We start from the raw sequence: 26755 nt of genomic DNA, 5'->3' as shown, positions 1-26755 counted from the left end.
CTGGTGCCGATGCCCATGGTTGCCGAGCACAGCAGCATGATCCAGATGGGGATGCCGGCGTCGCCGACGCTCGTCTGCCCGCTGGCAAAGGCGACACCTAAAAAGAGCACGCCGATGAACTTCTGTCCATCCTGCGCGCCGTGCATAAAGCTCATGGCCGCAGCGCTCGCGATCTGAGCGTATTTAAAGAAGACGTTGGCGCGTCGCCTGTTGGCGGCGGCGAAAAGAATCGAGACGAGCTTGCACAGGACCCAGCCCATGACAAAGCCCAGTCCGATGGAGAGCGCCAGGCCGTAGATGACCTTCATCCACTCGTGGACGTTGACGCTGCTGGCGCCACCGAGGGCGATAGCAGCGCCGGTCAGGCCGGCGATGAGGCTGTGGCTCTGCGAGGTGGGGATACCAAAACGCGATGCCGTGGCACCGTAGACGACGATGGAGAACAGCGCCGCGCATAGGCAGGCGAGCGCCATGGTGCTGTTTCCGCCAAAGTCGACGATATGCGAGATGGTGTTGGCGACGCTGGCATTAAAATGCGTCATGATGAGCACGCCCAAAAAGTTGAACGCGGCGCTCATGAGAATGGCGGCGCGGGCGGGCATGCAGCGCGTAGTGACGCAGGTCGCGATGGCGTTGGGCGCGTCGGTCCATCCATTGACGAAGATGGCGCCCAACGCGAGGATCACGGTGACGGCAAGGACTGGGTTCGACACAATTTGGCCGAGGAAGGTTGAGAACGTTACGTCCATATATGGGCTTTCTCGAAGTTTGCAGACACGTTACAAAAACATGATAAATCGTATCACCTCCTGCGGGTTTCTTTACCGAGTTCTGATGGGAGAAGTGAACTTTTTGGCACTAAATTTGAATATTAGCCCTGTTGACCGCGGGTGTTCTTTTTGCTAACACGCCATGAGGACACGTGCGCGCGCCCCAACACCCCAAAACCACAGTCTGTTCGCTTTACAATACGCAAACATGCGTTCGATAATAGGAGGCATGGAATATCGACAGACAGACGGCAAAACTCGACGCGTGCACAAGCAGTATGTGGACGTCGTGGCTCGCATCCTCGCGGGCGGACAGGTCGTGCCGGTTACCGTCTGCTGGGTCGATGGTCGTTGCTTTACGATTGACGAGATTGTCTCGTCCACCGGTTTTGGCCTGACGGTCCACGGCATTCGTACGGCGACTTATAAGGTTCGTTTTGGCGGACATGCGACCGAACTGTATCTGGAAGAACAGGCACGCGAGCGACCGGATGGCTCGCAGACTCATCTGATGCGTTGGTGGGTGTGGGCGTTCGACCGGACGCTTGAGAGCGAGCGTCGCAGGTAAGAACGCGTGGCGTTCGGGTACAATGGCAGGAAACTTGTCAGCTACGGCGCCGTCGCGGCGCTTTTTGAAAGGACGAAGTATGAACGATATCCAGGGCTATCAGAACGGCCCCATAGAAACCGGCGCAAGCCGTGCCAAGGAGATGTCGCCGCGCGCGTACAACCTTGTCATGTCTGCCCTGATCTTTTTGGGCTTTTGCGCCATGGGCGCCGGTGCCTACTTTACGAGCACCATGTCGTTTGCGCGCATGATGATGAGCGGCGCCGCTTTGCCGCTGGTCTTTGGCTCATTTATTTTGACCATCGTCGGCATGGTCATGATGTCGGCTGCTGCCAGCAAACAGTCCGTGGGCCTGTCGCTCGTGGGCTACGTGGTCTTTGCGAGCACCTTTGGCCTGACGGCGTCGTTTGGCCTTGCCAACTACGACCTGCCTACCATTAACACCGCCTTTATCGCCACGGCCGCCATCACCTTTGTCTTTGGTGCGCTGGGCGTGACCTTCCCCAAGTTCTTCCAGCGTGTGTACGGCATTGGTTTTGGCATCCTACTTGCCACGATTCTGGTCGAGATCGTGCTGATGTTCATGGGCGTCTCGCAGTCCATCACCGACCTGATCGTGATCGTGGTGTTCGCCGGCTTTATTGGCTATGACACCTATGTGGCCACGACGGTGCCGCCTACGCTGCCCAACGCCGTGCTCATGGCATCCAACCTGTTCGTGGACATCATCAACGTGTTCCTGCGCATCCTGAATATCCTTGGTCGTCGCGATTAAAGCGCGGCATTGCGACGCTTCCTGCCGGACACGGTAAAACGATGCGAAAGGCGGTCCTTCGGGGCCGTCTTTTTTGTGCGCGGCGGGGTATGATGGATGGGAAAAAGCCGATAGCGGCAGCGACAGGAAAGGTGGCCACGAATGGCAGATGTCGACAACAGGAACCGTAACCGCAGGTCTAACCGAGCGGGTCAGCCCAATCCCAAGCGCGAGGCGCGTGCCAAGGCCGCCGAGCGCCATGTGGTGGCTGTGTCCGAGGCCTGCGCCAAGGACATCGAGCGTTCGCTTGCCGGCGTGCGCGAGTTCGATGGTATGCCTGCCGGTTTTGTCGCGGCGATGAAGGCTGAGGCCCAAGCGGCCGACACTGCCGAGGAACAGATTGCCGAGGACGTCGAGGGCGCGGAGGCTGCCGAGACCGAGACGGCGCCCGAGACCGAGGCAGCGCCTGAGCCTGCCGAGGAAATCGCCGAAGCTGAGTCCGCGCCTGCTGAGGAGCCCGCTCCGGTTCTGCCTGAGGTCACCGTGCTCGATGCCTCCGCCACGCAGGCCATCCTGGACAACGGTCGTGGCTATGCGCAGTTCTGCGACATGGCCGTGCTCGCCTTTGCCTCGTTCACCAACCCGGGCGGTGGCTACATCCAGGGCTATCTGGGCCAGGAGGCCACGCTGTGCGCCGATTCGTATCTGTACAACGTTCTCGATAAGCAGCGCAAATGGTACGGCGAGAACCGTCGCCGCAACATCAACTGCGAGCTTTACCGCAACCGTGCGCTGGTGGTGCCTGCGGTGCGCTTCGACCGCAACCACGTGCATGCATACGCCGACGTGATCGTGGCCGCCGCGCCCAACGTTAAGCGCGCCCGCCAGGAGTATCGCGTGAGCGACGATGCTCTGCTGGACGCCCTGCGCGACCGCATTCGCTTTGTGCTTGCCATCTGCGACGAGCTAGGTCGCGAGAAGCTCGTGCTGGGCGCTTGGGGCTGCGACAACAACGGCTTTGACGCAGAGGCCGTGGCCGAGCTCTTCCGCAAGGAGCTCGCGTCGGGCGACTTTAAGGTCAAGCAAGTCTTCTTTGCCGTGCCTTCTACGCGCTGGGATGAGGATTTTGCCAAGTTCGAGCACGTGCTGGCAAACTTCCCCGAGCGCAACGAGGAGTCCTATGCCCAGGTTGCCGCTCGCGCTGCGGCAGCTCGCGCCGCCGAGCAGACCCAGGCTGCTACCGAGGATGATGAGGACGAGGACGATTGGCGCAAGTACCTGTAATCGGTACGTGCTGACAGATAGGTCGAGCCGGCGGGAGAGGCTGCTTCCGTCGGCTTTTTACTGAGCGAGGGGCTTACGATGAAAAACGTTCTATGCTTTGGCGACAGCAACACCTATGGTTACGATCCGGCGGGCATGCGCGACGGCACCGCGGTGCGCTATGCGCAGGATGCGCGCTGGTGCGGCGTGGCCCAACGTGACTTAGGCGAGGGCTGGCATGTAATTGAAGAAGGCCTCAACGGCCGCACGACGGTACGCGACGACATGTGCCATCTGGACACCAATCTTAACGGCATCCGCGCACTTCCGATGCTGCTCGAGGCCCATAAGCCGCTGGACGCCATTGTGATCATGCTGGGCACCAACGACTGTAAGACGGTCTTTAACGTGACAGCTTCCGATATCGCCCGTGGCGCCATGGCGCTGATTCGCGCCGTCCGCGCGTTTCCGTGGACCGACGCTGCGCCTTGTCCGCGCATTCTGCTGATGGCGCCTATCAAGATTAAGCCGCAGATCGCCGACGTATATATGACCGATTTTGACGAGCATTCCGTAGAAGCCTCGGAACATTTTGGTGAGTACTACGCGCATGTGGCTGAGCAGTTTGGCTGCGACTTTTTGAATGCAGCGGAGTTTGCCGAGCCGGGCGATATCGACTATCTGCATATGATGCCCGAAAGCCACGAGAGCTTGGGACATGCCGTGGCAGCCAAGCTCCAAGAGATGCTCGGTGAGTAGCGCGACCCCAAGCCACCACAAAGGGGGCGGGCGCCTTTGCGGTGGCTTGGACTGCGAATCTTAATACTGCCACATGTGGTTGACGGGGCCGGAACCTTTGCCCATGTTCAGGCCGGCGGCCAGAGCGCCTGTCAGGTATGCCTTGCCTGCGTTGACGGCGTCGGCAAGATCCATGCCCTGGGCCAGCGCGCAGGCGATGGCGGACGAGAGCGTGCAACCGGTGCCATGCGTGTTGCCGGTCTCGATGCGCTTGTGGCGGAACCACGTGGTGAGCGGATCGCCCAGGTGGTTGCCCTCGTCATCGAGCGGCGCGGGCTCTGCTAGCACATCGTTGGCCTCGTTGACAAAATGCCCGCCCTTAACGAGAGACGCGCAGCCAAAGCGGCGGGTGAGAAGCATGGCGGCATTTTGCTGAGTGCGCTCGGAATCGACCTCATAATCGAGCAACGCCATGGCCTCGGGAATATTGGGCGTGATAACCGTCGCTAGCGGGAACAGGCGGCGGGTGAGCGCCTCGGCGGCATCTTCGGCAATCAGCCGTGCGCCCGAGGTGGCTACCATGACGGGGTCGACTACCACGTTTGTCGCGTTCCAGGCGCTCAGGCGGTCGGCGATAACATCGATAATCTCGACAGAAGAAACCATGCCGATCTTGACGGCGCTGGGGCGGATATCGTCAAAAACGGCGTCAATTTGCGCGGCTACGATATCTGGTGAGATATCCTGCACGGCGGTGACGCCCAGTGTGTTTTGCGCTGTGATGGCGGTGATGGCCGTCTCGGCATACAGGCGGTGCGCCGTGATGGTCTTGATGTCGGCCTGAATGCCGGCGCCACCGCTGGAATCGGATCCCGCGATGGACAGGACGGTAGGTACCTTACTACGATCCATGTTCGCTCCCTTGTTCGGTCGGAATCAAATGGGTCTTTAAGCCAGCATTATAAAGATGCCCGGGCCGACTCTATGTCGAACCCGGGCGGGCGATGCAATCTTTACGCAAATGCAAGCAAATGTTCACACGTCAACAATTGACAGGCACCAGCTCGCCGCCAGAGGCGGCCGCGGCGACAGGGTTAGTCCTCCATGCCGAGGTCGATCGTGGTGCCCTCGAAGATCTTGTTGACGGTGCGGACGGCGCACATCTTGCCACACATGGTGCAAGTGCCCTCGGTGGCGGCGGGGGACTCCTCGTAGCGCTTCTTGCCCGTAACCGGGTCGAGCGCGCACTCCCACATGGCGTCCCAGTCAAGCTTGCGGCGTGCCTGGCCCATCTTGTCGTCCATGTCGCGGGCGTGCGGCACCTTTTTGGCGATGTCGGCGGCGTGTGCGGCGATCTTGGTGGCCATGAGGCCGTCGAGCACATCCTGGGCGTTAGGCAGGCATAGGTGCTCGGCCGGCGTCACGTAGCACAGGAAGTCGGCGCCGGAACTGGCGGAGATAGCGCCGCCGATGGCAGCGGTGATGTGGTCGTAGCCCACGCCGATATCGGTCACCAGCGGCCCGAGCACATAGAACGGGGCATTGTGGCACAGGCGCTTCTGCAGTTTCATGTTGGCGGCGATCTCGTCGAGCGCCATGTGACCCGGGCCCTCGACCATGACCTGGACGCCGGCGGCCCAAGCGCGCTTGCACAGCTTGCCCAGCTCGATCATCTCAGCGGTCTCGGTGGCGTCGTTGGAGTCGTAGAGGCAGCCCGGGCGGCAGGAGTCGCCGAGCGAAATCGTCACGTCGTACTCGTGGCAAATCTCGAGCAACTCGTCGTAGAACTCATAGAATGGGTTCTCGTTACCGGTGACCTCCATCCAGCCAAACAGCAGTGAGCCGCCACGGCTCACGATGTTCATCAGGCGGCCGGTCTCCTTAAAGGTCTTGGTGACCGACTTGTTTATGCCGCAGTGGATGGTCATAAAGTCCACGCCGTCCTCGGCATGCGCGCGCACGACTTCGAACAGGTCGTCCTTGGTGAGCTTGACCAGCGGCTTTTCCATGTAGCCGATGGCGTCGTACATGGGGACGGTGCCTACCATGAGCGGTGTCTCGTCGATGAGCTGCTGGCGGAACTGGCGCGTCTTGCCCGAGTTGGAGAGGTCCATGATGGCGTCGGCGCCAAAGTCCTCGGCGATCTTGACCTTCTTCCATTCCTCGGCGGCATCGGCCTTGTCGCCCGAGATGCCCAGGTTGACGTTGACCTTGGTGGAAAGGCCCTCGCCGACGCCAAAGGCGCGCATGCCCTTTTTGATGTGCACGATGTTGGCGGGAATGGCGATGCGGCCGTCGGCCACGCGCTCGCGGATGTACTCGGGGTCGCGATGCTCGCGCTCGGCGACCTCCTTCATCTGCGGTGTGATCTGCCCGGCGCGGGCGAAGTCGATTTGCGTGACGAGCTTGGGCTCGGTCTGTGTGCTCATTGGCACGGCTCCCTTCGTTGGCATTACCCATATCAGGTTTGCGGGTCAGGGCGGGCGCGCCCAATCTCAGCCTGCCGTCTTGTCCTGCAAGCTCCCCGTTTATGTAATGGGCTCAAGTATAGCTCGAATGGGTACGATTGGCCTAACGAGCGTGCCTGTGGGGAGGCGTACATGGAAGACAAGCATCTATATCGAGAGACGCAATGGGATGTATCGGCCGAGGAAAGCCGTGCGCACCATGGGTTGGTTGCGATTGGTTTTGCGGTGCTTGCCGTGCTGGTGATTGCCTTTTGTATTTGGACGTTCGGCGGTCCTGGCGGCGCTACCTGGGGGTTTGAAGCCGACGAGGGCCTGCCGATTATGACCATGAAAGTTTCTGGTGGCAACACGGTTGCCGCACCGGGCGACTATTGGTATCCGCGCGACGAGTTTGTGCAGCTGCAGCTGAGCGGCGGGTCTATTCCGGGCGAAGAAATCGAACGCGTGACGTTTGATGCGACGCTCAAAACGCTGACGGTGAAGCTCAAAGATCAAGGGGACGTGCCCACGACCATGGACATTGCGCTGACGGAATGGCGCTTGGAGCCCCCGGCGGGCGCTGCGGTATCCGAGGTGGAGCACGTTAAGATTACCTACCAAGATGGCTCGACGAGCGAGATTGCAAAGGCCGATGGCTTGGCGGAGTAATGGGGTGTTTGGAAACGGCGGGCCTATTGTGCCTGCGCGTTCATGAAAACCAGGGTGTTTTTGTCTGAAAGCTCGGGGATGTGCCGATAGCCGATGTTGAATGCGGTGAGTTCGCTTGCATCCTCGAGCTTGTTTTCTGCCATCCACCGCACCATGGAGCCGCGCGCCTTTTTGCTGGCGGTCGACCGTTGGATGGGCTTCCCGTTGCGGATGCCCTCGCCAAAGAGGCATGTGACGGCCGTGGCGTCGTCCGCGAGGTGGGGCAGAACGGCTTTGGCATACTCTACGCTGGCGAGGTTGACGATCGTGGTGTTTGAGCCTGCCGGGGCGATAGCCCGCGCGAGCTTGTCGCTCCAAAACGCGTAGAGGTCTTGGGCATCGTCAACGGCGAGCTTCGCGCCCATCTCCAGTCGATACGGTTCGACGGCATGGAAGGGACGAACGCACCCGTAGAGGCCGGAGAGGATCCACAGATGGTCTTGCAGCCATGCGAGCTGCACTGAATCCATCACCTCGGGTGCCATGCTCTGGTACTGAATGCCGTGATAGGACATGATGGCGGGGGAGAGGTGACGGGCGAGTGCGGGATTGTCGAGATCGCCGTTCCCCAAGATGGGCTCGAACTCATGCAAAATGTCGAGACAAGGGGCCAGCAGCTTGTCGCTGACGTTCCACAGAGCTTGTAGGCCGCTGTCGCCTTCGGTTCGTTCGATGTCCAAGAGCGCATGGTGCAGCTGAGCGGTCTCGCGCGCAAAGGGCGGAATCCCCTGAACTTCAAAAGCATCTTGTGCCGCGCGCATTTGCTTGGCGGGTGAAACGATGACCTGGAGCATGAACTCTCCTCTGCCAAAAAAGTCGCGGCGGAATACGGTCTGCGCGAGCCGGTTGAAGGCCAGGTTAGTCCGTATTCCACCGCAAGTTATAAAGGGCTGGTTTGGTGCGCCTTACAAGGGTTGGTTAGGCGCGCTCGAGGAAGGCTTTGTACCCGCGATAGGCCTCGTAGATATCGGCCTTGTTGGCGACCTCCCACAGGGCGTGCATGGACAGGACGGCAACGCCGGAGTCGATGACGTTCATGCCATACTTGGCCATGATGTAGGCAATGGTGCCGCCGCCGCCCGCGTTGACGCGACCGAGCTCACAGGTCTGGAAGTCCACGCCGGCCTCGTCCATGATGTCGCGGACGAGGGCCACGTACTCGGCATCGGCGTCGTTGGAGCCGCCCTTGCCGCGGCTGCCCGTGTACTTGTTAAAGCACAGGCCGCGACCCATAAAGGCCGCGTTCTTGGTCTCGAACTTGCCGGCATAGCCCGGGTCGAAGCCGGCGGACACGTCGGAGGAGAGCATGCGGCTGCGGGCGAGTGCGCGGCGCAGGGCCAGCGGGCTATCCTCGCCGGCGAGCGTCATGATCTCGGCGACGGTGTTCTCGAAGAAGCGGCTCGTCATACCGGTGGCACCCACGGAGCCGATCTCCTCCTTGTCGACGATGAGCGTGATGCTCGTGCGCTCCACGTTGGCGACGTCGATCTGGGCGAGCATGGAGGGGTAGGCGCAGACGCGATCGTCGTGGCCATAGCCCAAAATCATGGAGCGGTCGAGGCCCATGTCGCGGGCGGGGCCGGCGGGCACGACCTCGATCTCGGCGGAGAGGAAGTCCTCCTCCTCGACGTCGTACTGCTCCTTGAGGATGTCCAGGAACATCTGCTTGACGGGCTCCTTGGGGGCGTCCTTGTCGTCCCCATCGAACTTGACGGGACGACCGCCCACGATCACGTCGAGGATCTCGGCATCGACGGCGTCCTTGGCAGGCTTGGACATCTGCTCGCTCGAGAGGTGGATCAGCAGGTCGGAGATGGTAAAGACCGGGTCGTCCGCCTTGTCGCCGATATTGATGTCGACGGTGGTACCGTCCTTTTTGCAGATGACGCCCACGAGTGCGAGCGGGGAGGCTACCCAGTGGTAGCTCTTGACGCCGCCGTAGTAGTGCGTGTCGAGGTAGGCCATGTCGCCGGCCTCGAAGGCGGGATTCTGCTTAAGGTCCAGGCGCGGCGAGTCCACGTGGGCGCCCAGGATGTTAAAGCCCTGCTCGAGCGGGGCGGTGCCCAGGTTGACGAGCATAAGGTCCTTGCCGTGGTTGGCGGCGTACACCTTGTCGCCTGCCTTGAGCTCGCGGCCCTCGGCGATCACGGTCTCCAGGTCGACGTATCCCGCCTCCTCGGCCATCTTGATGCCGGTCTTGACGCACAGGCGCTCGGTCTTGTTCTCGCTCAAAAACTGCTTATAGCCGCGGCAAAGCTCCTCGAGCTCCTCGACTTGCTGTGGCGTGTACTTTTTCCATGCGCAGGGACGCTCCATGACGCAGGCTCCTTTCGGATCGATCGTGCTGGTTGATGTACCGTGAGCCATCGTATCACGCGCGGGCCCGCGGCGGCAGGGAAGCCTGATGTGCGGTGGCCGCGGGGCGGGGAGCGTGTAAACTGGTGTGAGCAAACCGTGCCCAGCCCAAAGCGAGGTATTCAATATGTCTGACAAGCGCCGCACCTTTGCCGTTATCGACGGCAACTCGCTCATGCACCGCGCCTTCCACGCCGTGCCGCCCACCATGAATGCGCCGGACGGCCGCCCCACCAACGCGATCTTCGGCTTTCTGAACATGTTTCTCAAGATGATCGATGCCTTTAACCCCGACGGTGTGGTCGTGGCGTTTGACAAGGGCAAACCGCGCGTGCGCATGGAGATGCTGCCGCAGTATAAGGCGCAACGCCCGCCCATGGACCCCGATCTGCATGCGCAGTTTCCGATGATCAAGGAGCTGCTCACCGCGCTCAACGTGCCGATTCTGCAGTCCGAGGGCTGGGAAGGCGACGATATCCTGGGAACCATGGCGCGCCTGGGTGAAGAGGCCGGCTGCGACATGCTGCTGGTGACCGGCGACCGCGACATGTATCAACTCGTGACCGAGCACGTCAACGTGGTCTCGACCCGCAAGGGCCTGTCCGACGTGGCGATCATGACGCCCGAGAGCGTGGACGACCTGTATCACGGCATTACGCCGGCGCTCGTGCCCGATTTTTACGGTCTAAAGGGCGATACGTCGGACAACATTCCCGGCGTACCGGGCATCGGCCCCAAAAAGGCGAGCGCGCTCATCGCACAGTACGGCAGCTTGGACGAGGTCATCGCGCATGCCGACGAGGTCAAGGGCAAGATGGGCGAGAACCTGCGTGCGCACATCGACGATGCGCTGCTGAGCCGCAAGGTCGCAACCATTCGCACCGATGCGCCCGTCGAGCTCGACTTTGACGAAACGTCCTTCCCGGCGTTTTCTGCCGACGAAGTGTCCGCGGCGCTGGGCACACTTGGTATCACCGCCATGCAGAACCGTTTCTTGGCGCTGGTCGGCGGCGAGGGCGGGGCTGCTGCTGCCTCCAGTGTGGTTGAGATACCTGCTATGGTTCGCGCAGCCGCCGGCGATGCCGACGCGCTTGGTGCCGTTGCGGCTGAGGTCTCCCGCGCGATTGATGCCGGCGAGTGGGTCGCCGCCGTGGTGGACGACGACAAGGAAGAGGGCGCGCTCTTTGGACTGACGCGCACGCTGTGGTTGGCGACGTCCAAGGGCCTGTTCGCGCTCGAGGAGGGCGACAGCTGTGCGGCGGCTGAGGTTGAGGGCTTCAACTTCGTTCACGGCGTGATTGCCGGCGTGCTCGCGCGTCTGTTTATGGAGGGTCGCGTGGCGAGCCCGGATATGAAGGCGCTGTTGCACGAGCTTTCGCCCGTCGATTCTTCTGAGCCCGAGCTCATGGATCCGCTCGCTACCGATTCCACGCGTATCTTCGATACCGTGGTCGCTGCCTATCTGCTGGATTCCGATCGCTCCGAGTTCGATGAGGCATATCTTGCCGATACGTATCTGCAGATGGCGCTGCCTGCGGCGCGCGGCGCAGAGGGTGCCGGTGAGGACGCTCCGGCGCCTGCCGCCCGTACTGCGGCTCTGACGCTGGCGCTCGTGGCACCGTTGCGCGAGTGCATGGCCCGTGAGAATGCCGCCAACGTGTTCGATGGCATCGAGATGCCGCTCGTTCCGGTACTTGCCAAGATGGAGCGCGCGGGCATGCTCGTGGACCCCGACCGTCTGCACAGTCTGTCCGAGGGTCTGGCGACCCAGATTACCGAGGTTGAGCGCAGTATTCGCGACCTGGCGGGTGACGAGACCTTTAATATTGGCAGTCCCATGCAGCTGTCGCACGTGCTCTTTGATGTGATGGGGCTTCCGACCAAGGGCCTCAAGAAGACTAAGCGCGGCTATTATTCGACCAACGCCAAGGTGCTGAGCGACCTTGCGCGTGACCACGAAATCGTGCGTCTGATCTTGGACTGGCGTGAGAAATCTAAGATCAAGTCCACCTATCTGGACACGCTGGGCCCGCTACGCCGTGGTGACGGTCGCGTACACACTACGTACAACCAGACCATCACGGCAACGGGGCGTCTGTCCTCGAGCGACCCGAACCTGCAGAACATCCCGACGCGCTCGGAGCTGGGTCGTACCGTCAAGACGGCGTTTTCGGCAGGCGAGGGAAGCGTCTTTTTGGCGGTGGACTACTCGCAGATCGAGCTGCGTCTGCTGGCGCATCTCTCAGGTGACGAGCACTTGGTGCGCGCCTTTAACGAGGGCGAGGACTTCCATGCCGAGACGGCGGCGCGCGTGTTCGGTGTGCCGGTGTCCGAGGTAACGCCCGACCTGCGCAGTCGCGCCAAGGCCGTGAACTTTGGCATCGTGTATGGCCAGCAGGCCTACGGCCTGTCGCAGTCGCTGCATATCTCGATGGCCGAGGCACGCGACATGATCGACCGCTACTACGAGGCCTACCCGGGCGTGCGTACGTTCCTCGACAACGTAGTGGCGCGCGCCAAGCAGACGGGCTACGCCGAGACCATGTATGGCCGCCGGCGTCATATTCCGGAGCTCAAGGCCAAAAACCCGCAACTCCGCGGCTTTGGCGAGCGCACGGCCATGAACCACCCCATGCAGGGAACCGCCGCCGACATCATCAAGATCGCCATGGCCCGCGTAAGCCGCCGCCTGGAAGAGGAAGGCTTTGCCGCCCACATGATCCTGCAAGTGCACGACGAACTGGACTTTGAGTGCCCCATCGACGAAGTCGAGCGCCTAACCACCATGGTCCGCGACGTCATGGAACACGTAGTAGACCTCCGCGTACCCCTCATCGCCGAAGCCAGCACCGGCATAACCTGGGCCGACGCCAAATAGGGAAGTGCCCACAACCCCAAAGTAACCAAAACAGAGGGGAGCCCCTTCCAAAAAGGGGCTCCCCTCTGTTCAAATAAATTCAGCCAAGTATCTAGACACTCAAGAGGCCATCTTGGCGGCAAGTAAAGTCAACATGGCCATGCCCGGGGCCGACCGCTTGATTTTTGTAGATTCCGCACGAGCCGAAGAGCACTAAATGTGCTCTTCGTGCGAGCCCAGGACTTGACCGAGCAAAAATCAAGCGGTCGGCCCCGGGCATGGCGACGGGATAGATTAACGAGCCGCCAAGATGGCGTCGATGAGCGTCAGTACGCCCCCGTCGTTGTTGCTCGGAATGCGCCACTTGGCGTGCGCGTTCATGTGCTCTTCGGCATTGTCCACGATAAAGCTGTGACCGACGCGCTCCAGCATGGGGATGTCGTTGTACGTATCGCCCACGGCGGCGGCGTCGGCAATATCGATGCCCAGGTGCTCGCACAGGTGCGCGACGCCGGCGCCCTTGTCGACACCCAGGTTCATAAAGTCGATCCACTCGCGCCCGGCGTTGGTGACGTAGAGCTTGTCCGAGAACTCGGGGCTATAGGTCTCGCGGAAAGCGGGCTCGGCGTCGTAGCCGGGGAAGAAGACCGAAATCTTGTTGGACTCGAAATCAATGCCCTCAAAGCTGTCGACGTAGTTGATTGTGTTGTAGTAGACGCTGATCTCGTCGTGGTATTGATGGTCGCGGGCAAGCACGTAGAACTCGTCGAAGCAGCACAGGACGGGGACAGCGCGAGGATCCTCCGAGGCACGGTTCAAGACCTGCTGATACAGCTCCACGTCAATATTGCTTTTATAGATATAGCTGCCGCGATAGATCACGCAAGCTCCGTTGTCGGGACAAAAGGCGAGGCGGTTCTTGATGCCCTCGAACATCTCCTCGAGCTTGGGGGCGGGACGTCCGCTGGCGGGGCAGAATACGATGCCGGCGTCGGCGAGCTTGTCCAGGCGCTCATCAAGACCCTGGGGCAGCACACGCTCGTCGGTCAGCAGCGTCTTGTCCATATCGACGGCGAGAATCTTAATGTTGCCGATGTTGGCGTCCGATTCGTAAGTTTGCATAAAAATGCGCCTTTCGTTTCGAGATTGTTTCAGACGTTATAACCATCAACTAGTAGTCGAGCGTATTTTCGCAGGAATGGTGCGTATTTGCACCACGCTTCACAAAGTAATGAAAAAACTTTTCAGAAATTTGAATTTGTCGCTTGTGCTGCGGGCACTTTAGCGTAATATAGCGACCATCGAAAACGGAGACGGAAAAACAACCGCTTACCGAGTAAAAGGTACCGTTTACGATATTTGAATTGCGCCCGGCGATACGTGAAAGGAGAGGCAGATGCAGTTCGTAAAGATCATCACCACTGCAGACAATGCCATCCGACGCCAGCGCGCAATTTCCCGACGACGATAACAATCGTCTCTGTCCGCATGGGGCGAATTGCCTCAACAGAGTCATTTTGAGGTCGTTGGGTTTTAGCACGACATTGCTGCATGTTTCTAGGGCATGTATGTGCTGATTTTTGCTATTTAACCTGATATTGCACGGTATATGACCTTGAAATGACTTGCAACTGACCGATGTTCTAACTAGCTACCAAGGGCGAAAGGAAACAGCCATGAGCAAGGAAAAAGTCGTTCTCGCATATTCCGGTGGTCTTGATACATCCGTATGTGTCAAGTGGCTCCAGGACGAGAAGAATCTCGATGTCGTTTGCGTCTGCGGCAACGTGGGCCAGGAAGAGACCGGACTGGATGCCAAGAAGCAGAAGGCGCTCGACCTGGGCGTTCTCGATTGCCAGGTGCTCGACCTGCGCGACGAGTTCTCCGATGAGTTCCTGACCAAAGCCATCGCCGCAAACTCCATGTACGAGAATAAGTATCCGCTGCTCTCCGCCCTGTCTCGCCCGCTGCTTGCCAAGAAGCTTGTTGAGGTCGCCCACGAGTTTGGCGCGACCTACGTCGCCCACGGCTGCACTGGCAAAGGTAACGATCAGGTCCGTTTTGAGGCCGCCGTCAAGGCCCTCGACCCCGAGCTCAAGGTTATCGCCCCGGTTCGCGAGTGGGACCTGAAGTGCCGTCCCGACGAGGTCGCCTATGCCCACGCCCACAACGTGCCGGTTCCCGAGGGTGCCAACGACAACCCCTACTCCATCGACGACAACCTGTGGGGTCGCGCCATCGAGTGCGGTCACCTGGAGGACCCTTGGAATGAGCCGCTCGATGACGCTTGGGTTATGACCAAGAACCCCGAGGACACGCCTGACACCCCGACCTATACCGAGATCGAGTTTGAGGCCGGCAAGCCTGTCGCCGTCGACGGCAAGAAGATGAAGCTCTCCGAGATCGTCATCGCCCTCAACAAGATTTCGGGCGACAACGGCTTTGGCCGTCTTGACCTGGTCGAGGATCGTCTGGTGGGCCTCAAGAGCCGCGAGTGCTATGAGGTTCCCGGCGCCCTGACGCTCATCACCGCCCACAAGGCGCTCGAGGACATCTGCGTCGAGGGCGACCTGCTCAAGACCAAGATCAAGCTCGAGCAGGATTGGGCCACCGCCGTGTACAACGGCCAGTGGTACAGCCCGCTCAAGAACGCGCTCGACGCCTTTATGGCCGATACCCAGAAGTTCGTGACCGGCACTGTCCGTCTGAAGTTCTTTAAGGGCAACTGCCATGTCGTCGGCCGCAAGAGTCCCTTCAGCCTCTACGACTACGGCCTGGCTACCTACGACCGCGACACCACGTTTGACGAGAAGGCCAGCGCCGGCTTTATCGAGATCGATACGCTGTCGCTCAAGACGTGGGCAAAGGTCCAGGGCCCCAGCTCTGCTGCTGCCCAGGCCTAGCGCCTCCTTCCCTTGGTATCCGCGCGGCCCATCCGCGTGATACATAACGGGCGCACGGGGTCCCTACCTTTCGTTATGCTTGCTGACACTTCTTAACATCGGTGGCCCCTACGTTCCGCCCGCATATATGATGCCGCGTCTGCGGCTGAGTCCGAGCCCCGTCGGGGTTGTCCGGCGGGGCTCCTTCTATCAATTTGGCGGCTCTGTGCCTATATATATGAGGAGTATCCATTATGTTCAATGCTATCGCGCATGCTTTGCTTGCCCTCGCGCCCGAGTTCGATGCTGTAAGGGTCGAGGACGTTCCTATGAGCCTGAAGGCCTGGATCGATGGTTCGCAGGGCAACATCCGGAGGGAGACGTTGGGCGCCAAGTGCATGGTGCGTCACTTCTTTGCAAATTAGCCACATGGCCCCGCGCGCGGCAGGGAGTGTGTAAAACTAGCGGTTGATAAATCGCTTTAGCGACAGGGCACATTGCTTTGGACGCTTGTTTTGGTATTTGGAGAAAGGAGACGGTTCCATGGCTCTTTGGGGCGGTCGTTTTGAGGCGGGCGTGGCCGAGGTCACGCAGGAGTTTGGCGCGTCGCTGCCGGTCGACAAACATCTCTATAAGCAGGATATCGCCGGCTCTAAGGCGCATGCCAAGATGTTGGCCGCCCAGGGCATCATCAGTGCCGAGGACGAGCAGGCGATTGCCAAGGGCCTGACCGGAATCGAACAGGATATCGATGCCGGCAACTTTACCTTCGACATCAACGATGAGGACATTCATATGTCCATCGAGAGCGAGCTGACGCGTCGCATCGGCGAGGCTGGCAAGCGCTTGCATACTGGGCGTTCGCGCAACGACCAGGTGGCGACCGATACGCGCCTGGGCGTCAAGGCGCTGGCCAAGGAGCTCATGGAGGCCAATCTTGAGCTGCGCCATGTGCTGGTGGATGCGGCCAAGAAGTACGACAAGGTGATTCTGCCGGGCTACACGCACATGCAACATGCTCAGCCCGTGCTGCTGTCGCATCACCTGCTGGCGTATTCCTGGATGTTCGCGCGCGACTTTACGCGTTTGAAGGCCGCCTTTGATGCTGCCGACAACTGCCCGCTGGGTGCCGCTGCGCTTGCCGGTACGAGCTATCCGCTCGATCGCCAGATGACGGCTGCCGAACTTGGCTTTGCGGGCGTGATCCCCAACTCGCTCGATGCCGTTTCCGACCGTGATTTTCTGCTCGATCTGCATTACGCCGGATCCGTCATGGCGATGCACCTGTCGCGTCTTTCCGAGGAGATCGTACTGTGGTCGAGCTCCGAATTTGGCTTTATCACGCTTTCCGACTCGTACTCCACTGGCTCGTCCATCATGCCGCAGAAGAAGAACCCCGACTTTGCCGAGCTTATCCGCGGCAAGAGCGGTCGCGTGTACGGCAACCTGGTGCAGCTGCTGGTAACCATGAAGGGCCTGCCGCTTGCTTATAACAAGGACTTGCAGGAGGACAAGGAGGGCGCGCTCGATACCGCCCATACGCTCATGCAGTGCCTGTCCGTTATGGCTGGAATGATTTCGACTTGGACCGTCAACGAGGATGCCATGGCGCGCGAGTGCGGCGTGGGGCACCTTGCCGCCACCGATGTTGCCGATTACCTGGCCAAGCGTGGCCTGCCGTTCCGCGAGGCACATGCCGTGGTGGGCCATCTGGTCCTGATGTGCGAGAAGCGCGGCTGCAATCTTGAGGACCTGCCGTTTGAGGTGTTCCAGGAGGCAAGCCCGCTCTTTGAGCGCGACATTACCGAGGCGCTCGATATCCCGTCGATTGTCGCCGCGCGCACGACCGAGGGCGGCACCGCTCCTGCTGCCGTTGCCGTGCAGTTGCAGCGTGCCGAGGCACAGCTCGTGGCTGACGAGGGCGTGTTTGGATCGCTGACCAAGGTCGTCGAGATGGGTCACGGGGCAAAGTAGAGGTTTGGCTGAAGCCGTTTTGGCCATGTATTGATAAATCGTTTTCGCTTTACGGGCGCCTGCTGATGTGGGAGCCCGTATTTTGTTGCTATGGGGGAGGGGCTTGTCGAGAACTTCTGTAGGACCTTTGGGCAGGTTGTGAAGGGGATACGTTCGCGGGCGGCAACCGACCGCCTGCTCTGTTCGGCGCGGTTGATGGGCGGTCGGATGGTACTCTAATCGGGCTTCGAAACAGAAGTGACACATATGGAGCGCTTTAATAAATTGCAACGTTTCAATAAACAGCTTTTTGTTTAACTGCAGCTAAAACTCTGTTACGATGCAGTCCAGGCGGGTGCCGGAATGGGACTTGGGCACGCGCGAACCTACTTGAAAGGCTACTTTTATGGCTATCGAGAAGACCTTCATCATGATTAAGCCCGACGCCGTGCGCGACCGCAAGATCGGCGAGATCGTTGCTCGCATTGAGCGCAGCGGCCTTGTCATCGAGCGCATGGAGATGACCACGCTCGAGCGCGCTACCGTCGAGGAGCACTACGCCCATCTGGCCGACAAGCCCTTCTTTGGCGGTCTCTGCGACTTTATGACGAGCGGTCCGGTCGTCAAGATGGTCGTTTCCGGTCTCTCCGCTGTTGCTAAGATGCGCACCCTCATGGGCGCTACCAACCCGCTTGAGGCTGCTCCTGGTACCATCCGCGGCGACTTTGCCGTCGATGTCAACGCCAACGTGATCCACGGCTCCGACTGCCTGGAGAACGCCGAGATTGAGATCAAGCGCTTCTTTGGCTAAACCAGCTTTGACTCCTTAAAGCTGTTAGCGTGTGGCTTGGGCGCCGCGGAACTCCATCCGCGGCGCCCTTTTATTCCAAAATCTATGCAGGGGCCCGCTCGGACATGTGTTCCGAGCGGGCCCCTGCTGTTAGCTTGTGGCACTGAATAGTTTAGGCTTCGTCGACGATCTTAAGGGCGCGCGTGTGATCGATCTCGTTGAGGAGGTTAACGCGACGCTCGTGACGACCGCCCTCAAACTCGGCGTCGAGCCACTCGTCGACGATCATCTTGGCGAGCTCGGAGCCCACGACGCGGGCGCCAAAAGCGAGCACGTTGGTATTGTTGTGCATGCGGGAGAGCTTGGCGCTGAAGGGCTCGGAGCACACGACGGCGCGTACGCCCTCGACCTTGTTGGCAGCCAGGCTGATACCGACGCCGGTGCCACAGATCAGGATGCCTAGATCGACGTCGCCGTTGGCAACGGCCTTACCCACCTTGTAGCCGGCGATGGGGTAGTCAAAGCTCTCGGAGGTGTCGGTGCCAAAGTTCACGACCTCGCAGCCGCGCTCCTTCAGGTGCTCGGAGATGATGTTCTTGAGCTCGACGGCGGCGTGGTCGTTACCGATACCGATCTTCATGGATAGTTCCTCTCTGGTCTGTGCGGCGAGATTGCTAAAGGTTTTACCGCGTTCGACTGCATGATAGCGCGACTTTTGTGTAAACGCTTGGGCGTTTTTTGGTCAAACGCTTTAGCATGCAACAAGACCGGTTTCTCATGAATGAATGCCGTCAGTTTGCGCCTGAATGCCGTCTACCGGAACCTGGGTTGCGGTTTTTGATGCATTGTTATCAAATAAAAGAGCTAATTATTATTGAGAGCCCAGCCCGTTATACAAGTAGGAGATACCTATGCCTGCCGATTCCCTTCGTGATGCCGCGTTTTGCGATGTTTTGAACCGCGAACTTGTTTGTGCACTCGGCTGCACCGAGCCCATTGCCGTTGCTTATGCAGCGGCGCTGGCGAGCCAGACGCTCGGTTGCGAACCCGATCATATGGATGTTGCCTGCTCGGGCAACATCATCAAGAACGTCAAGAGCGTGACCGTGCCCAACTCGGGCGGTATGCACGGTATTGAGGCCGCGGCCGTGCTGGGTGCCGTGGGCGGCGACGCCAAGAGCGCGCTCGAGGTGCTCGAGAGCGTCGATGACGCGGACCGCGCCCGCGTGGCCGAGCTGCTTGCCGATGCGGACTACTGCGATGTGTCGCTTGTCGAGGGTGTGCCCAACCTCTACATCAAGGTGACTGCGACGGCCGGGGGCCATACCGCGGTCGTCGAGATTACCGATCACCACACTAATGTCACGTGCCATACGCTCGACGGTATTCCGGTATGCGGTAAGTCGGCGGGGGAGTGCGCCGCCTGCGCCGAGCGCGTGGTGGCCGAGCGTGCGGCAGATAACGCCGACACGCCCATGTCGATCGAGACCATCATCGACTTTATCGAGGACGGTGACATTGAGGACGCCCGCGCTGCCGTTGAGCGTCAGATTGAGCTGAATGGCGCGATCAGTGCCGAGGGTCTCGCGCACGCTTGGGGCGCCGAGGTGGGCCGTACGCTGCTGGGTGCTCGTGCCGATGACGTCGCCTGCCGCGCCCGTGCCCGTGCGGCCGCCGGGTCCGACGCCCGCATGAACGGTTGCGCGCTGCCGGTCGCCATTGTGTGCGGCTCGGGCAATCAGGGCATTACCTGCGCATTGCCCGTCATGGAGTATGCCGAGTACCTGCGTTGCGACCACGAGCGCCTGGTGCGCGCCGTGATGCTGTCCGATCTTATCGCCGTGCATATCAAGAGCTATATTGGTGCGCTTTCGGCGTTTTGCGGTGCTATTTGCGCTGCGTGCGGCGCCGGCGCTGCGATTACCTGGCTGTGCGGTGGCACGCGCGAACAGATTGGCGCGACCGTCTCGAACACGCTCGGTAACGTGGGCGGCATCGTGTGCGACGGCGCCAAGGCGAGCTGTGCCGCCAAGATCTCGGCTGCCGTCGATGCGGCGATTCTGGGCCATGATATGGCCATGCAGGGTCGCGGCTTCCGCGCCGGCGAGGGCCTGATCCAAGATACCGTTGAGCAAACAATCGCCAGTATGGGCTACGTAGGCCGCGTGGGCATGAAGGACACCGACATCGAGATCCTCAACATCATGATCGGCAAAACCCAGGTGTGCTAGTTACGCGGTTTTACCAAACCGCGTAACCAGTCGACGCTGCAAATGCCCCTAAGCGGCAATCTGCCTTTCAATCGTCGGGCATGGCCAGAAGGCCTATGCCCTCCTCTTTCAAGGCACATTGCTCGCTTAGGGGCATTTTCGCTGACTTGTGCTCAACCTGCGGCGATATTTGGTTTGGAGCGAGGGGTCCTACGACAGTTCGTCGGCTACTTGGTGTTCGTAGAAGGCTTCGATTACGGCGTTAAAGTCGCGGGCGAAGTCTTCCATGGTTCCGCGCCAGGTGGCTCGGCCGGGTTTTCCCTGGCCAACATAGGCAGTTTGAATGCCGCAGGCGGGACTGGGGAAGTCGCGCTTGGGATCGTTGCCCACCATAAGGACCTCGTGTGGCTCGAGCCCCATCACCTGAAGCTGCTCTAGATAGTAGGTGGCATCGGGCTTGCAGCGGGTGGCGTTTCCCATGTGCGTCACGAGTTCAAAGGGGGCGTCGGCCAGGTCGCCCCAACCCATGCGGCACTCGATGGCCCCCTGGGGAAAGCTGGGGTTGGTAAAGAGCGCGCAGCGCAGCCCTGCGTCCTGTACGGCCTGGAGCGCGGCGTGTGCGCCCGGCATGGCGTGGGCGTTAATGATATCGTCGTTCTTGTACGGAAGAACTTCGCGGTCATAGTAGGTAAACGCCTCGTAGATGAGGGGATCGGAGAGGCAGATCCCGCATCGGCGCTCGACCTCTTCTTGGTAAAACTCAAGATTGGTGCGGTTGTCCGTGCCGCTGCGGCGATTGGCGTTGAGGTCGACCAGGATGGTGCCGAGGCGCGCCATCGTGCCACCGCGGCTGCGGCGCCCGATATCCGCGAGCATCGAAGAGACATCCTTAAAATAGCGAAGGATGAACGCGTTGAGGTTGATGCTGAGAAGCGTTTCGTCCATATCGAAAACGACTGCTTTGAGCACGCGGGCACCTTTCTCGAAAAATCGATCTAGAATCGTTGGCTCCGGATACTTTACCCCAAAGCCGAATGCCTGGCTGGTTATCGTCAAGTTGCGGAGACGTGTGTTCATAAGATTACGAAAAAGTCTCCACACGAGTAAAAAATCGCAGTTCACGCTTGAAATCGAACTCATTTCCCCGTAACCTATACGAACGTGATTGCATAAGCGTCACATTAGTATCTGTCGGCTCCCGAGTGTTCCTAAACGTTGTGTGCTTGTCGCACCCTTCTGTAGGTCCTAGCAATCGGGGCCCCGTAGTTCGAAAGGGGTCCACCTTTGAGTGAGATTCAGAACTCGTCCATTTTCTCTCTTGACGATGTCAACGAGGAGGAGATGAACAACCTCATCGACGGTACGATTACCGACTTTGATGAGGGCGATCTCGTTAACGGCACTGTCGTTAAGATCGAGCATGACGAGGTGCTCGTTGACATCGGATTCAAGTCCGAGGGCGTTATCCCGGTCCGCGAGCTGTCCATCCGCAAGGACGCTAACCCTGCAGACATCGTTGCACTCGGTGATCCCATCGAGGCTCTGGTACTCCAGAAGGAGGACAAGGACGGTCGTCTGGTCCTGTCCAAGAAGCGTGCCGAGTACGAGCGTGCTTGGAACCGCATCGAGGAGAAGTTCAACTCCGGCGAGAACGTCGAGGGCGAGGTTATCGAGGTTGTCAAGGGCGGCCTGATCCTCGACATCGGCCTGCGTGGCTTCCTGCCCGCCTCCCTCGTCGACCTCCGTCGCGTCAAGGACCTCACCTCCTACATGGGCACCCGCATCGAGGCCCGCGTCATCGAGATGGACCGCAACCGCAACAACGTCGTCCTCTCCCGTCGCGTCGTGCTCGAGGAGTCCCGTAAGGCCGAGCGCTCCGAGATCCTGTCCAAGCTCAAGTCTGGCATGCGTCTCCAGGGCACCGTTTCCTCCATCGTCGACTTCGGCGCCTTCGTCGACCTCGGTGGTATCGACGGCCTCATCCACATTTCCGAGCTCTCCTGGAACCACGTCAACCATCCTTCCGAGGTTGTCAAGGTCGGCCAGGAGGTCGAGGTCGAGGTTCTCGACGTCGATCTCAACCGCGAGCGCATCTCCCTGGGTCTCAAGCAGACCACCGAGGATCCGTGGCGCGCACTGGTCAAGAAGTACCCCGTCGGCGCTATCGTCGAGGGCACTGTGACCAAGCTTGTCCCGTTCGGCGCTTTCGTCGATCTGGGCGAGGGCATCGAGGGCCTGGTGCACATCTCCGAGATGGCCAACAAGCACGTCGATCAGCCTTCTCAGGTCACCCACGTGGGCGACAAGGTTCAGGTCAAGGTCATGGAGATCGACCTCGACCGTCGTCGTATCTCCCTGTCCATGAAGTCCGCTGCTGAGACTCTGGGCGTCGAGATCGAGGTTACCCCGCTGCCTTCCGAGAAGAAGGACGAGGAGACCGACGCCGAGTAAATCGGTTTGACGATCACTTGTTTTAAGGGATCCGTCCGCAATGGACGGGTCCCTTTTTGCATTTGGTGCCGAGATGCGCGATGCTGCCCGGGCTGTCCACAGGCTATTGGGTTGTCAGTGCATGAAAAATGCCGACATCCCGCCTCGGGGAGGAGGCGGGAACACACCGAGTAGACGGAGGGGTGTGGAGCGCGGTCGCGTCTCGACTGACGACGTTGCCCATCGACAGGACCATTGTAGCGCATGGCGGTTCTTGGTTTATCGTGTCGAGCGTTTGCGTTGTGCCATTGCCTGCGGCAACGGTGTGTTACACTCTTGCACTGCTGAGTGGGCCAGACGGTCGCGCGATGTGCTGCTTGCAGCACGCGTGAGGAAAGTCCGGGCTCCAGAGGGCGGGATGCCGGCTAACGGCCGGGCGGAGTGATCCGACGGAAAGCGCCGCAGAAAAGAAGACTCCCACCTGCGCCGCAAGGCGTAAAGGGAAAAGCTGAAACGGTGGTGTAAGAGACCACCAGCGTCGTGGTAACACGGCGGCTTGGCAAGCCCCATCCGGAGCAAGCGCGAATAGGAACGCTATGGGCCGGCCCGGTCCGCGTTCGGGTAGCGTGCGTGGAACTGCACGGTAACGTGCAGACAAGATAAATGACCGTTCACGACAGAACCCGGCTTATCGGCCCACTCAGCACTTTGTTGACGCTGCGAACCCGTCAGCGCGGCAATCTGCCTTTCAAGCCTTCGGGCATGACCATAAGGTCAATGCCCTTGTCTTTCAAGGCACATTGCTCGCGCTGACGGGTTCTCGCTGTTGGTGACGGTATCATTGGCGTTTCCGTTCTTGTTGGCGAGGTCAACGGTGCTGTCTTTGCCGTATTATTGAGGCTGTTTGTTGCTGCGCTTTATTTTGTTGAGGGGCTTTGTTGGACAGCTATTTTACTCTGCAATCGAATATTGAGGTTTCGGGCGAATTTGTGGACCGCAAGAGCCGGTTTATTGCCCAGCTGGTCCATATTGAGTCCGAGGATGAGGCGAATGCCTTTATCGAGACCGTTCGCAAACGTCATTACGACGCTCGACACAATGTTCCCGCGTGGATTTTGGTCGATGGACGCGAGCGTCAAAGCGATGACGGTGAGCCGAGCCGCACGAGCGGTATGCCGACGCTCGAGGTGTTGCGCGGCGCGGGGCTCAAAAATGTTTGCTGCGTAGTGACGCGCTATTTTGGTGGCACGCTGTTGGGGCCTGGTGGCTTGGTACGCGCCTATACCGCGGCGACGCAAGCGGCGGTGGCCGCGGCTCGGGAGGCCGGGCAGATCGTCGAGATGACGAGCGTCGTGCCTGTTGACGTGCATGTGGCCTATCCGCAGTACGAGCAGGTGCTTCGCTTGGCGCAGGATTCGGGTGCCAAGGTTTCGGATACCGATTACGCGGATGCCGTGACACTTCACTTGGTGTTTAAGGCGGGGGAGCAGGAGTCTTTTTGCGCCAGGATGCGCGAGCTTATGGCGGGGCGCGAGGAGATCGAGGTCGGTGCTCCCGTATTTGCCGAGTTCTAACGGCGACGGCCGGCGTGCTTTTGGATGGATCCCAAGCGCGCCGGCCGTCGTTTTTCTGTGCTGCCGTTTACTCGGCGAGCTGCTTTAGTACATCACAGGCGATTTCGACGGCATCGTCGATGCAGCCGGGGCAGCTGCGAAGCGGACCCTTGTCCGATCCGATGCCCTTGAGCGTGCCGCAGACGGTCGTCGTGTTCTTCTCGCCAAAACGCTTGGCGATTTCGCGCGACAGCTTGTAGGTCTGGCCCTTGGTCTTGGGGTTTTCCATGCCGTCGCTCATCACGAAGCCCATGATGGCCACGGCGCCCGAGATGGCGCCGCAGGTTTCGGTCATGCCGCCCATGCCGGCACCAAAGCCCTCGGTGAGGGTAAAGGCGATCTGGGGGTCGAGTCCGACGGCAGGCGCGAGGGTGCAGGCGACGGCTTGGGCGCAGTTAAAGCCGCGGGCGTGGTATTCGGCAGCCTGAGCCTGACAGGCGTTGATGTCGAGCTGGGCCGTATCGATTTGCTTCATCGTTGTCTCCTTGGTTACGGTGTACTCGCCTATGGTACCCGTGACGGTGCATGTAATCATCGAGAGCTTCATGTATGCCTCATTTTTATCTATCGAGCAAATGCCCAAGGCTTGAGATAAAACCCTTGATTAATTAGTCCCATAACCTACCTTTGGGATGGGTTGAGAGGGGTGCAGGGTAGCGGTATCGTGAACCGAATAAAACTAAAACCCAGGCAAGGGAGCAAGATATGAGCGAGCAGACTATCGGTACCACATGTGTTCAGGGCGGCTACCGCCCGGGTGACGCGGAGCCGCGCCAGGTGCCTATCTACCAGTCCACCACGTGGAAGTATGATACGTCCGAGCATATGGGCAAGCTGTTTGACCTGGAGGAGTCCGGTTACTTCTACAGCCGCCTGCAGAACCCCACGTGCGATCTGGTTGCTGCCAAGATCTGCGAGATGGAGGGCGGCACCGCCGCGATGCTCACGAGCTCGGGCATGGCTGCGAACTTCCTCGCCATCTTTAACGTCGCCGGTGCCGGTGATCACGTGGTTGCGTGCTCTGCCATCTACGGCGGCACCTACAACCTGCTGGCTCACACTATGGGCCGCATGGGCCTGACCTGCACGTTCGTCGCACCCGACTGCACCGATGAGGAGCTGGAGGCCGCTTTCCAGCCCAACACCAAGCTCGTCTTTGGCGAGACCATCGCTAACCCCGCGCTTGCCGTGCTCGATATTGAGCGCTTTGCCAAGGCCGCGCACGACCACGGCGTGCCGCTGATGGTCGACAACACCTTCCCGACGCCCGTGATGTGCCGTCCCTTTGAGTGGGGCGCCGACATCGTCACGCATTCCACCACCAAGTACATGGATGGTCACGCGGCCTACCTGGGCGGCGTGATCGTTGATCACGGTCAGTTTGACTGGATGGCCCATGCGGACAAGTTCCCGGGTCTCACCACGCCCGACGAGAGCTACCACGGCGTGACCTATGCCGAGAAGTTCGGCCGCGAGGGCGCCTTTATTACCAAGGCTACCGCGCAGCTCATGCGCGACCTCGGCCCCATGCAGAACCCGCAGGCGGCGTTCTTCCTGAACAGCTCGCTCGAGAGCCTGCACGTGCGTATGCCGCGCCATTGCGAGAACGGTCTGGCGGTCGCCAAGTTCCTGCAGGGCCACCCCAAAGTGCGCTTCGTGAGCTATCCGGGCCTAGAGGGCGACAAGTACTACGACATGGCTCAGAAGTACATGCCCAACGGTACCTGCGGCGTCGTGAGCTTTGGCTTTACCGGTGGTCGTGCGGCGGCCGAGACCTTTATGAAGAGTCTTAAGCTCGCCCAGATTGCCACGCACGTGGCCGATGCCCGCACCTGCTGCCTGCACCCGGCAAACGCCACCCATCGCCAGATGAACGACGAGGAGCTCATCGCCTGCGGCATCTCCGCCGATATGGTGCGCCTGTCGTGCGGCCTTGAGGATACGGCCGATTTGATTGCCGACCTTGAGCAGGCACTCGAGCAGTGCTAGGCTAGCGTGCGTGCGAGGCGTGGGACGGCTTTTCGGCTGACGACGTCCTCATAGTTCCGATTCCGTAGGCGGGACCCCGATCGTGTCCGTTTGTAGGCGATTGGGGTCCCGTTTTTGCGTTGCACGATAGAAAGGATATACATGGAGAAAACTGCCGAGCAGCTGCGCCGCGAACACATTGCCCTAGAGGGCGACACCCACGGTAAGAATAAATGGGCGATTCTGTTCACCGTGCTCGTCATGACCTTTATGGTGTGTTTGGATTCGACCGTCGTGACCGTGGCGCTGCCCGTGATGCAAAAGGAGCTGGGCGTGGGCCTCGATCGCATTCAGCTGGTGAGCTCGGTGTACCTGCTTGCGACATGCGTGGCTATGTTGCCGTTTGGCCGTCTGGGTGACGTGCGCGGCAAGGTGAATGTGTTCCAGCT

Annotated in this window: 24 protein-coding genes and 1 other RNA gene; 16 read left to right on the top strand and 9 right to left on the bottom strand. The window is 60.1% G+C overall.

Features of this window, described 5'->3' with window-relative positions; genetic code table 11:
• Nucleotides 1–749: inorganic phosphate transporter (locus ABHR75_RS05255; protein WP_346963803.1), on the bottom strand; the 749-nt coding region annotated here is incomplete at its 3' end.
• 250 nt (nucleotides 750–999) lie between these two features.
• Here ABHR75_RS05255 and ABHR75_RS05250 point away from each other — a divergent pair.
• From ABHR75_RS05250 to ABHR75_RS05235, 4 genes are all read left to right on the top strand, one after another.
• Entirely contained in the window at nucleotides 1000–1338 is a 339-nt protein-coding gene (locus tag ABHR75_RS05250; RefSeq protein WP_118377353.1) for a hypothetical protein, read from the top strand.
• A gap of 79 nt (nucleotides 1339–1417) precedes the next feature.
• Nucleotides 1418–2113: a Bax inhibitor-1 family protein gene (locus ABHR75_RS05245; RefSeq protein ID WP_117757011.1), complete on the top strand. Its 696-nt coding sequence runs from the start codon at nucleotides 1418–1420 to the stop codon at nucleotides 2111–2113.
• Between the two features lie 141 nt (nucleotides 2114–2254).
• Complete coding sequence (locus ABHR75_RS05240) at nucleotides 2255–3376, top strand: TIGR02452 family protein (protein ID WP_346963802.1); 1122 nt, start codon at nucleotides 2255–2257, stop codon at nucleotides 3374–3376.
• Nucleotides 3377–3454: 78 nt separating this feature from the next.
• A complete protein-coding gene (locus ABHR75_RS05235) occupies nucleotides 3455–4114 on the top strand; it encodes an SGNH/GDSL hydrolase family protein (protein WP_138112203.1) in 660 nt (219 codons plus the stop codon).
• Nucleotides 4115–4174: 60 nt separating this feature from the next.
• On the opposite strand, the gene thiD is transcribed toward ABHR75_RS05235, so the two are convergent.
• Nucleotides 4175–5005, bottom strand: coding sequence for a bifunctional hydroxymethylpyrimidine kinase/phosphomethylpyrimidine kinase (gene thiD / locus ABHR75_RS05230; RefSeq protein ID WP_138112205.1), 831 nt, complete (start codon nucleotides 5003–5005; stop codon nucleotides 4175–4177).
• 182 nt (nucleotides 5006–5187) lie between these two features.
• Entirely contained in the window at nucleotides 5188–6522 is a 1335-nt protein-coding gene (gene thiC, locus ABHR75_RS05225; RefSeq protein ID WP_006234165.1) for a phosphomethylpyrimidine synthase ThiC, read from the bottom strand.
• Between the two features lie 171 nt (nucleotides 6523–6693).
• Here thiC and ABHR75_RS05220 point away from each other — a divergent pair, with 171 nt between their 5' ends.
• Nucleotides 6694–7209, top strand: coding sequence for a hypothetical protein (locus tag ABHR75_RS05220; RefSeq protein WP_138112207.1), 516 nt, complete (start codon nucleotides 6694–6696; stop codon nucleotides 7207–7209).
• Between the two features lie 23 nt (nucleotides 7210–7232).
• On the opposite strand, the gene ABHR75_RS05215 is transcribed toward ABHR75_RS05220, so the two are convergent.
• Nucleotides 7233–8042 carry a YaaA family protein gene (locus ABHR75_RS05215; RefSeq protein WP_138112209.1) on the bottom strand — a complete coding sequence of 270 codons (810 nt, stop codon included), beginning with the start codon at nucleotides 8040–8042 and terminating at the stop codon, nucleotides 7233–7235.
• 124 nt (nucleotides 8043–8166) lie between these two features.
• On the bottom strand, nucleotides 8167–9564 hold the full coding sequence (locus ABHR75_RS05210; RefSeq protein WP_138112211.1) for an aminopeptidase: 1398 nt from the start codon (nucleotides 9562–9564) through the stop codon (nucleotides 8167–8169).
• Between the two features lie 166 nt (nucleotides 9565–9730).
• On the opposite strand from ABHR75_RS05210, the gene polA reads away from it, so the two are divergent.
• The gene (polA, locus tag ABHR75_RS05205) at nucleotides 9731–12481 is read left to right on the top strand and encodes a DNA polymerase I (protein ID WP_138112213.1); all 2751 of its coding nucleotides are present in this window, start codon (nucleotides 9731–9733) and stop codon (nucleotides 12479–12481) included.
• Between the two features lie 273 nt (nucleotides 12482–12754).
• Here polA and ABHR75_RS05200 read toward each other — a convergent pair whose 3' ends face one another.
• Nucleotides 12755–13582, bottom strand: coding sequence for a Cof-type HAD-IIB family hydrolase (locus ABHR75_RS05200; RefSeq protein WP_117746767.1), 828 nt, complete (start codon nucleotides 13580–13582; stop codon nucleotides 12755–12757).
• Nucleotides 13583–14136: 554 nt separating this feature from the next.
• Between ABHR75_RS05200 and ABHR75_RS05195 the strand changes: the two genes are divergently transcribed.
• From ABHR75_RS05195 to ndk, 4 genes are all read left to right on the top strand, one after another.
• Nucleotides 14137–15363, top strand: coding sequence for an argininosuccinate synthase (locus ABHR75_RS05195; RefSeq protein ID WP_035138001.1), 1227 nt, complete (start codon nucleotides 14137–14139; stop codon nucleotides 15361–15363).
• 233 nt (nucleotides 15364–15596) lie between these two features.
• The gene (locus ABHR75_RS05190) at nucleotides 15597–15767 is read left to right on the top strand and encodes a hypothetical protein (RefSeq protein ID WP_161144721.1); all 171 of its coding nucleotides are present in this window, start codon (nucleotides 15597–15599) and stop codon (nucleotides 15765–15767) included.
• Between the two features lie 118 nt (nucleotides 15768–15885).
• Nucleotides 15886–17316, top strand: coding sequence for an argininosuccinate lyase (gene argH / locus ABHR75_RS05185; protein WP_270225826.1), 1431 nt, complete (start codon nucleotides 15886–15888; stop codon nucleotides 17314–17316).
• A 385-nt stretch (nucleotides 17317–17701) separates the two neighbouring features.
• The gene (gene ndk, locus ABHR75_RS05180; RefSeq protein ID WP_035138006.1) at nucleotides 17702–18106 is read left to right on the top strand and encodes a nucleoside-diphosphate kinase; all 405 of its coding nucleotides are present in this window, start codon (nucleotides 17702–17704) and stop codon (nucleotides 18104–18106) included.
• Between the two features lie 151 nt (nucleotides 18107–18257).
• Here the strand turns inward: ndk and rpiB are convergent, their stop codons facing one another.
• On the bottom strand, nucleotides 18258–18725 hold the full coding sequence (gene rpiB, locus ABHR75_RS05175; protein ID WP_117762860.1) for a ribose 5-phosphate isomerase B: 468 nt from the start codon (nucleotides 18723–18725) through the stop codon (nucleotides 18258–18260).
• 271 nt (nucleotides 18726–18996) lie between these two features.
• Between rpiB and ABHR75_RS05170 the strand changes: the two genes are divergently transcribed.
• Nucleotides 18997–20316 carry an L-cysteine desulfidase family protein gene (locus ABHR75_RS05170; protein ID WP_138374464.1) on the top strand — a complete coding sequence of 440 codons (1320 nt, stop codon included), beginning with the start codon at nucleotides 18997–18999 and terminating at the stop codon, nucleotides 20314–20316.
• A gap of 189 nt (nucleotides 20317–20505) precedes the next feature.
• Here the strand turns inward: ABHR75_RS05170 and ABHR75_RS05165 are convergent, their stop codons facing one another.
• Nucleotides 20506–21264: an HAD family hydrolase gene (locus ABHR75_RS05165; protein ID WP_138374463.1), complete on the bottom strand. Its 759-nt coding sequence runs from the start codon at nucleotides 21262–21264 to the stop codon at nucleotides 20506–20508.
• Between the two features lie 315 nt (nucleotides 21265–21579).
• Between ABHR75_RS05165 and rpsA the strand changes: the two genes are divergently transcribed.
• From rpsA to ABHR75_RS05150, 3 genes are all read left to right on the top strand, one after another.
• Entirely contained in the window at nucleotides 21580–22746 is a 1167-nt protein-coding gene (gene rpsA, locus ABHR75_RS05160; RefSeq protein WP_022095232.1) for a 30S ribosomal protein S1, read from the top strand.
• A 324-nt stretch (nucleotides 22747–23070) separates the two neighbouring features.
• Nucleotides 23071–23432, top strand: an RNA gene (rnpB, locus tag ABHR75_RS05155) — RNase P RNA component class A.
• A gap of 228 nt (nucleotides 23433–23660) precedes the next feature.
• Nucleotides 23661–24299, top strand: a complete 639-nt coding sequence (locus tag ABHR75_RS05150) for a YigZ family protein (RefSeq protein WP_192923900.1) — start codon at nucleotides 23661–23663, stop codon at nucleotides 24297–24299.
• A 67-nt stretch (nucleotides 24300–24366) separates the two neighbouring features.
• Here the strand turns inward: ABHR75_RS05150 and ABHR75_RS05145 are convergent, their stop codons facing one another.
• Nucleotides 24367–24885 (bottom strand): C-GCAxxG-C-C family protein, encoded by a 519-nt coding sequence (locus ABHR75_RS05145; RefSeq protein ID WP_195620590.1) that lies wholly within the window; start codon nucleotides 24883–24885, stop codon nucleotides 24367–24369.
• A 158-nt stretch (nucleotides 24886–25043) separates the two neighbouring features.
• Between ABHR75_RS05145 and ABHR75_RS05140 the strand changes: the two genes are divergently transcribed.
• Both ABHR75_RS05140 and ABHR75_RS05135 read left to right on the top strand, forming a co-directional pair.
• Nucleotides 25044–26327 (top strand): O-acetylhomoserine aminocarboxypropyltransferase/cysteine synthase family protein, encoded by a 1284-nt coding sequence (locus ABHR75_RS05140; protein ID WP_195620594.1) that lies wholly within the window; start codon nucleotides 25044–25046, stop codon nucleotides 26325–26327.
• Nucleotides 26328–26468: 141 nt separating this feature from the next.
• On the top strand, nucleotides 26469–26755 hold a 287-nt coding region (locus ABHR75_RS05135), incomplete at its 3' end, for an MFS transporter (RefSeq protein WP_346963801.1).

The sequence above is a fragment of the Collinsella aerofaciens genome (assembly GCF_039752955.1).
In the GTDB taxonomy this organism is placed as follows: Bacteria; Actinomycetota; Coriobacteriia; order Coriobacteriales; family Coriobacteriaceae; genus Collinsella; species Collinsella aerofaciens_BI.
Note: the sequence above shows the minus strand (reverse complement) of the source record. Positions and strands in the feature narration are given on the sequence as shown.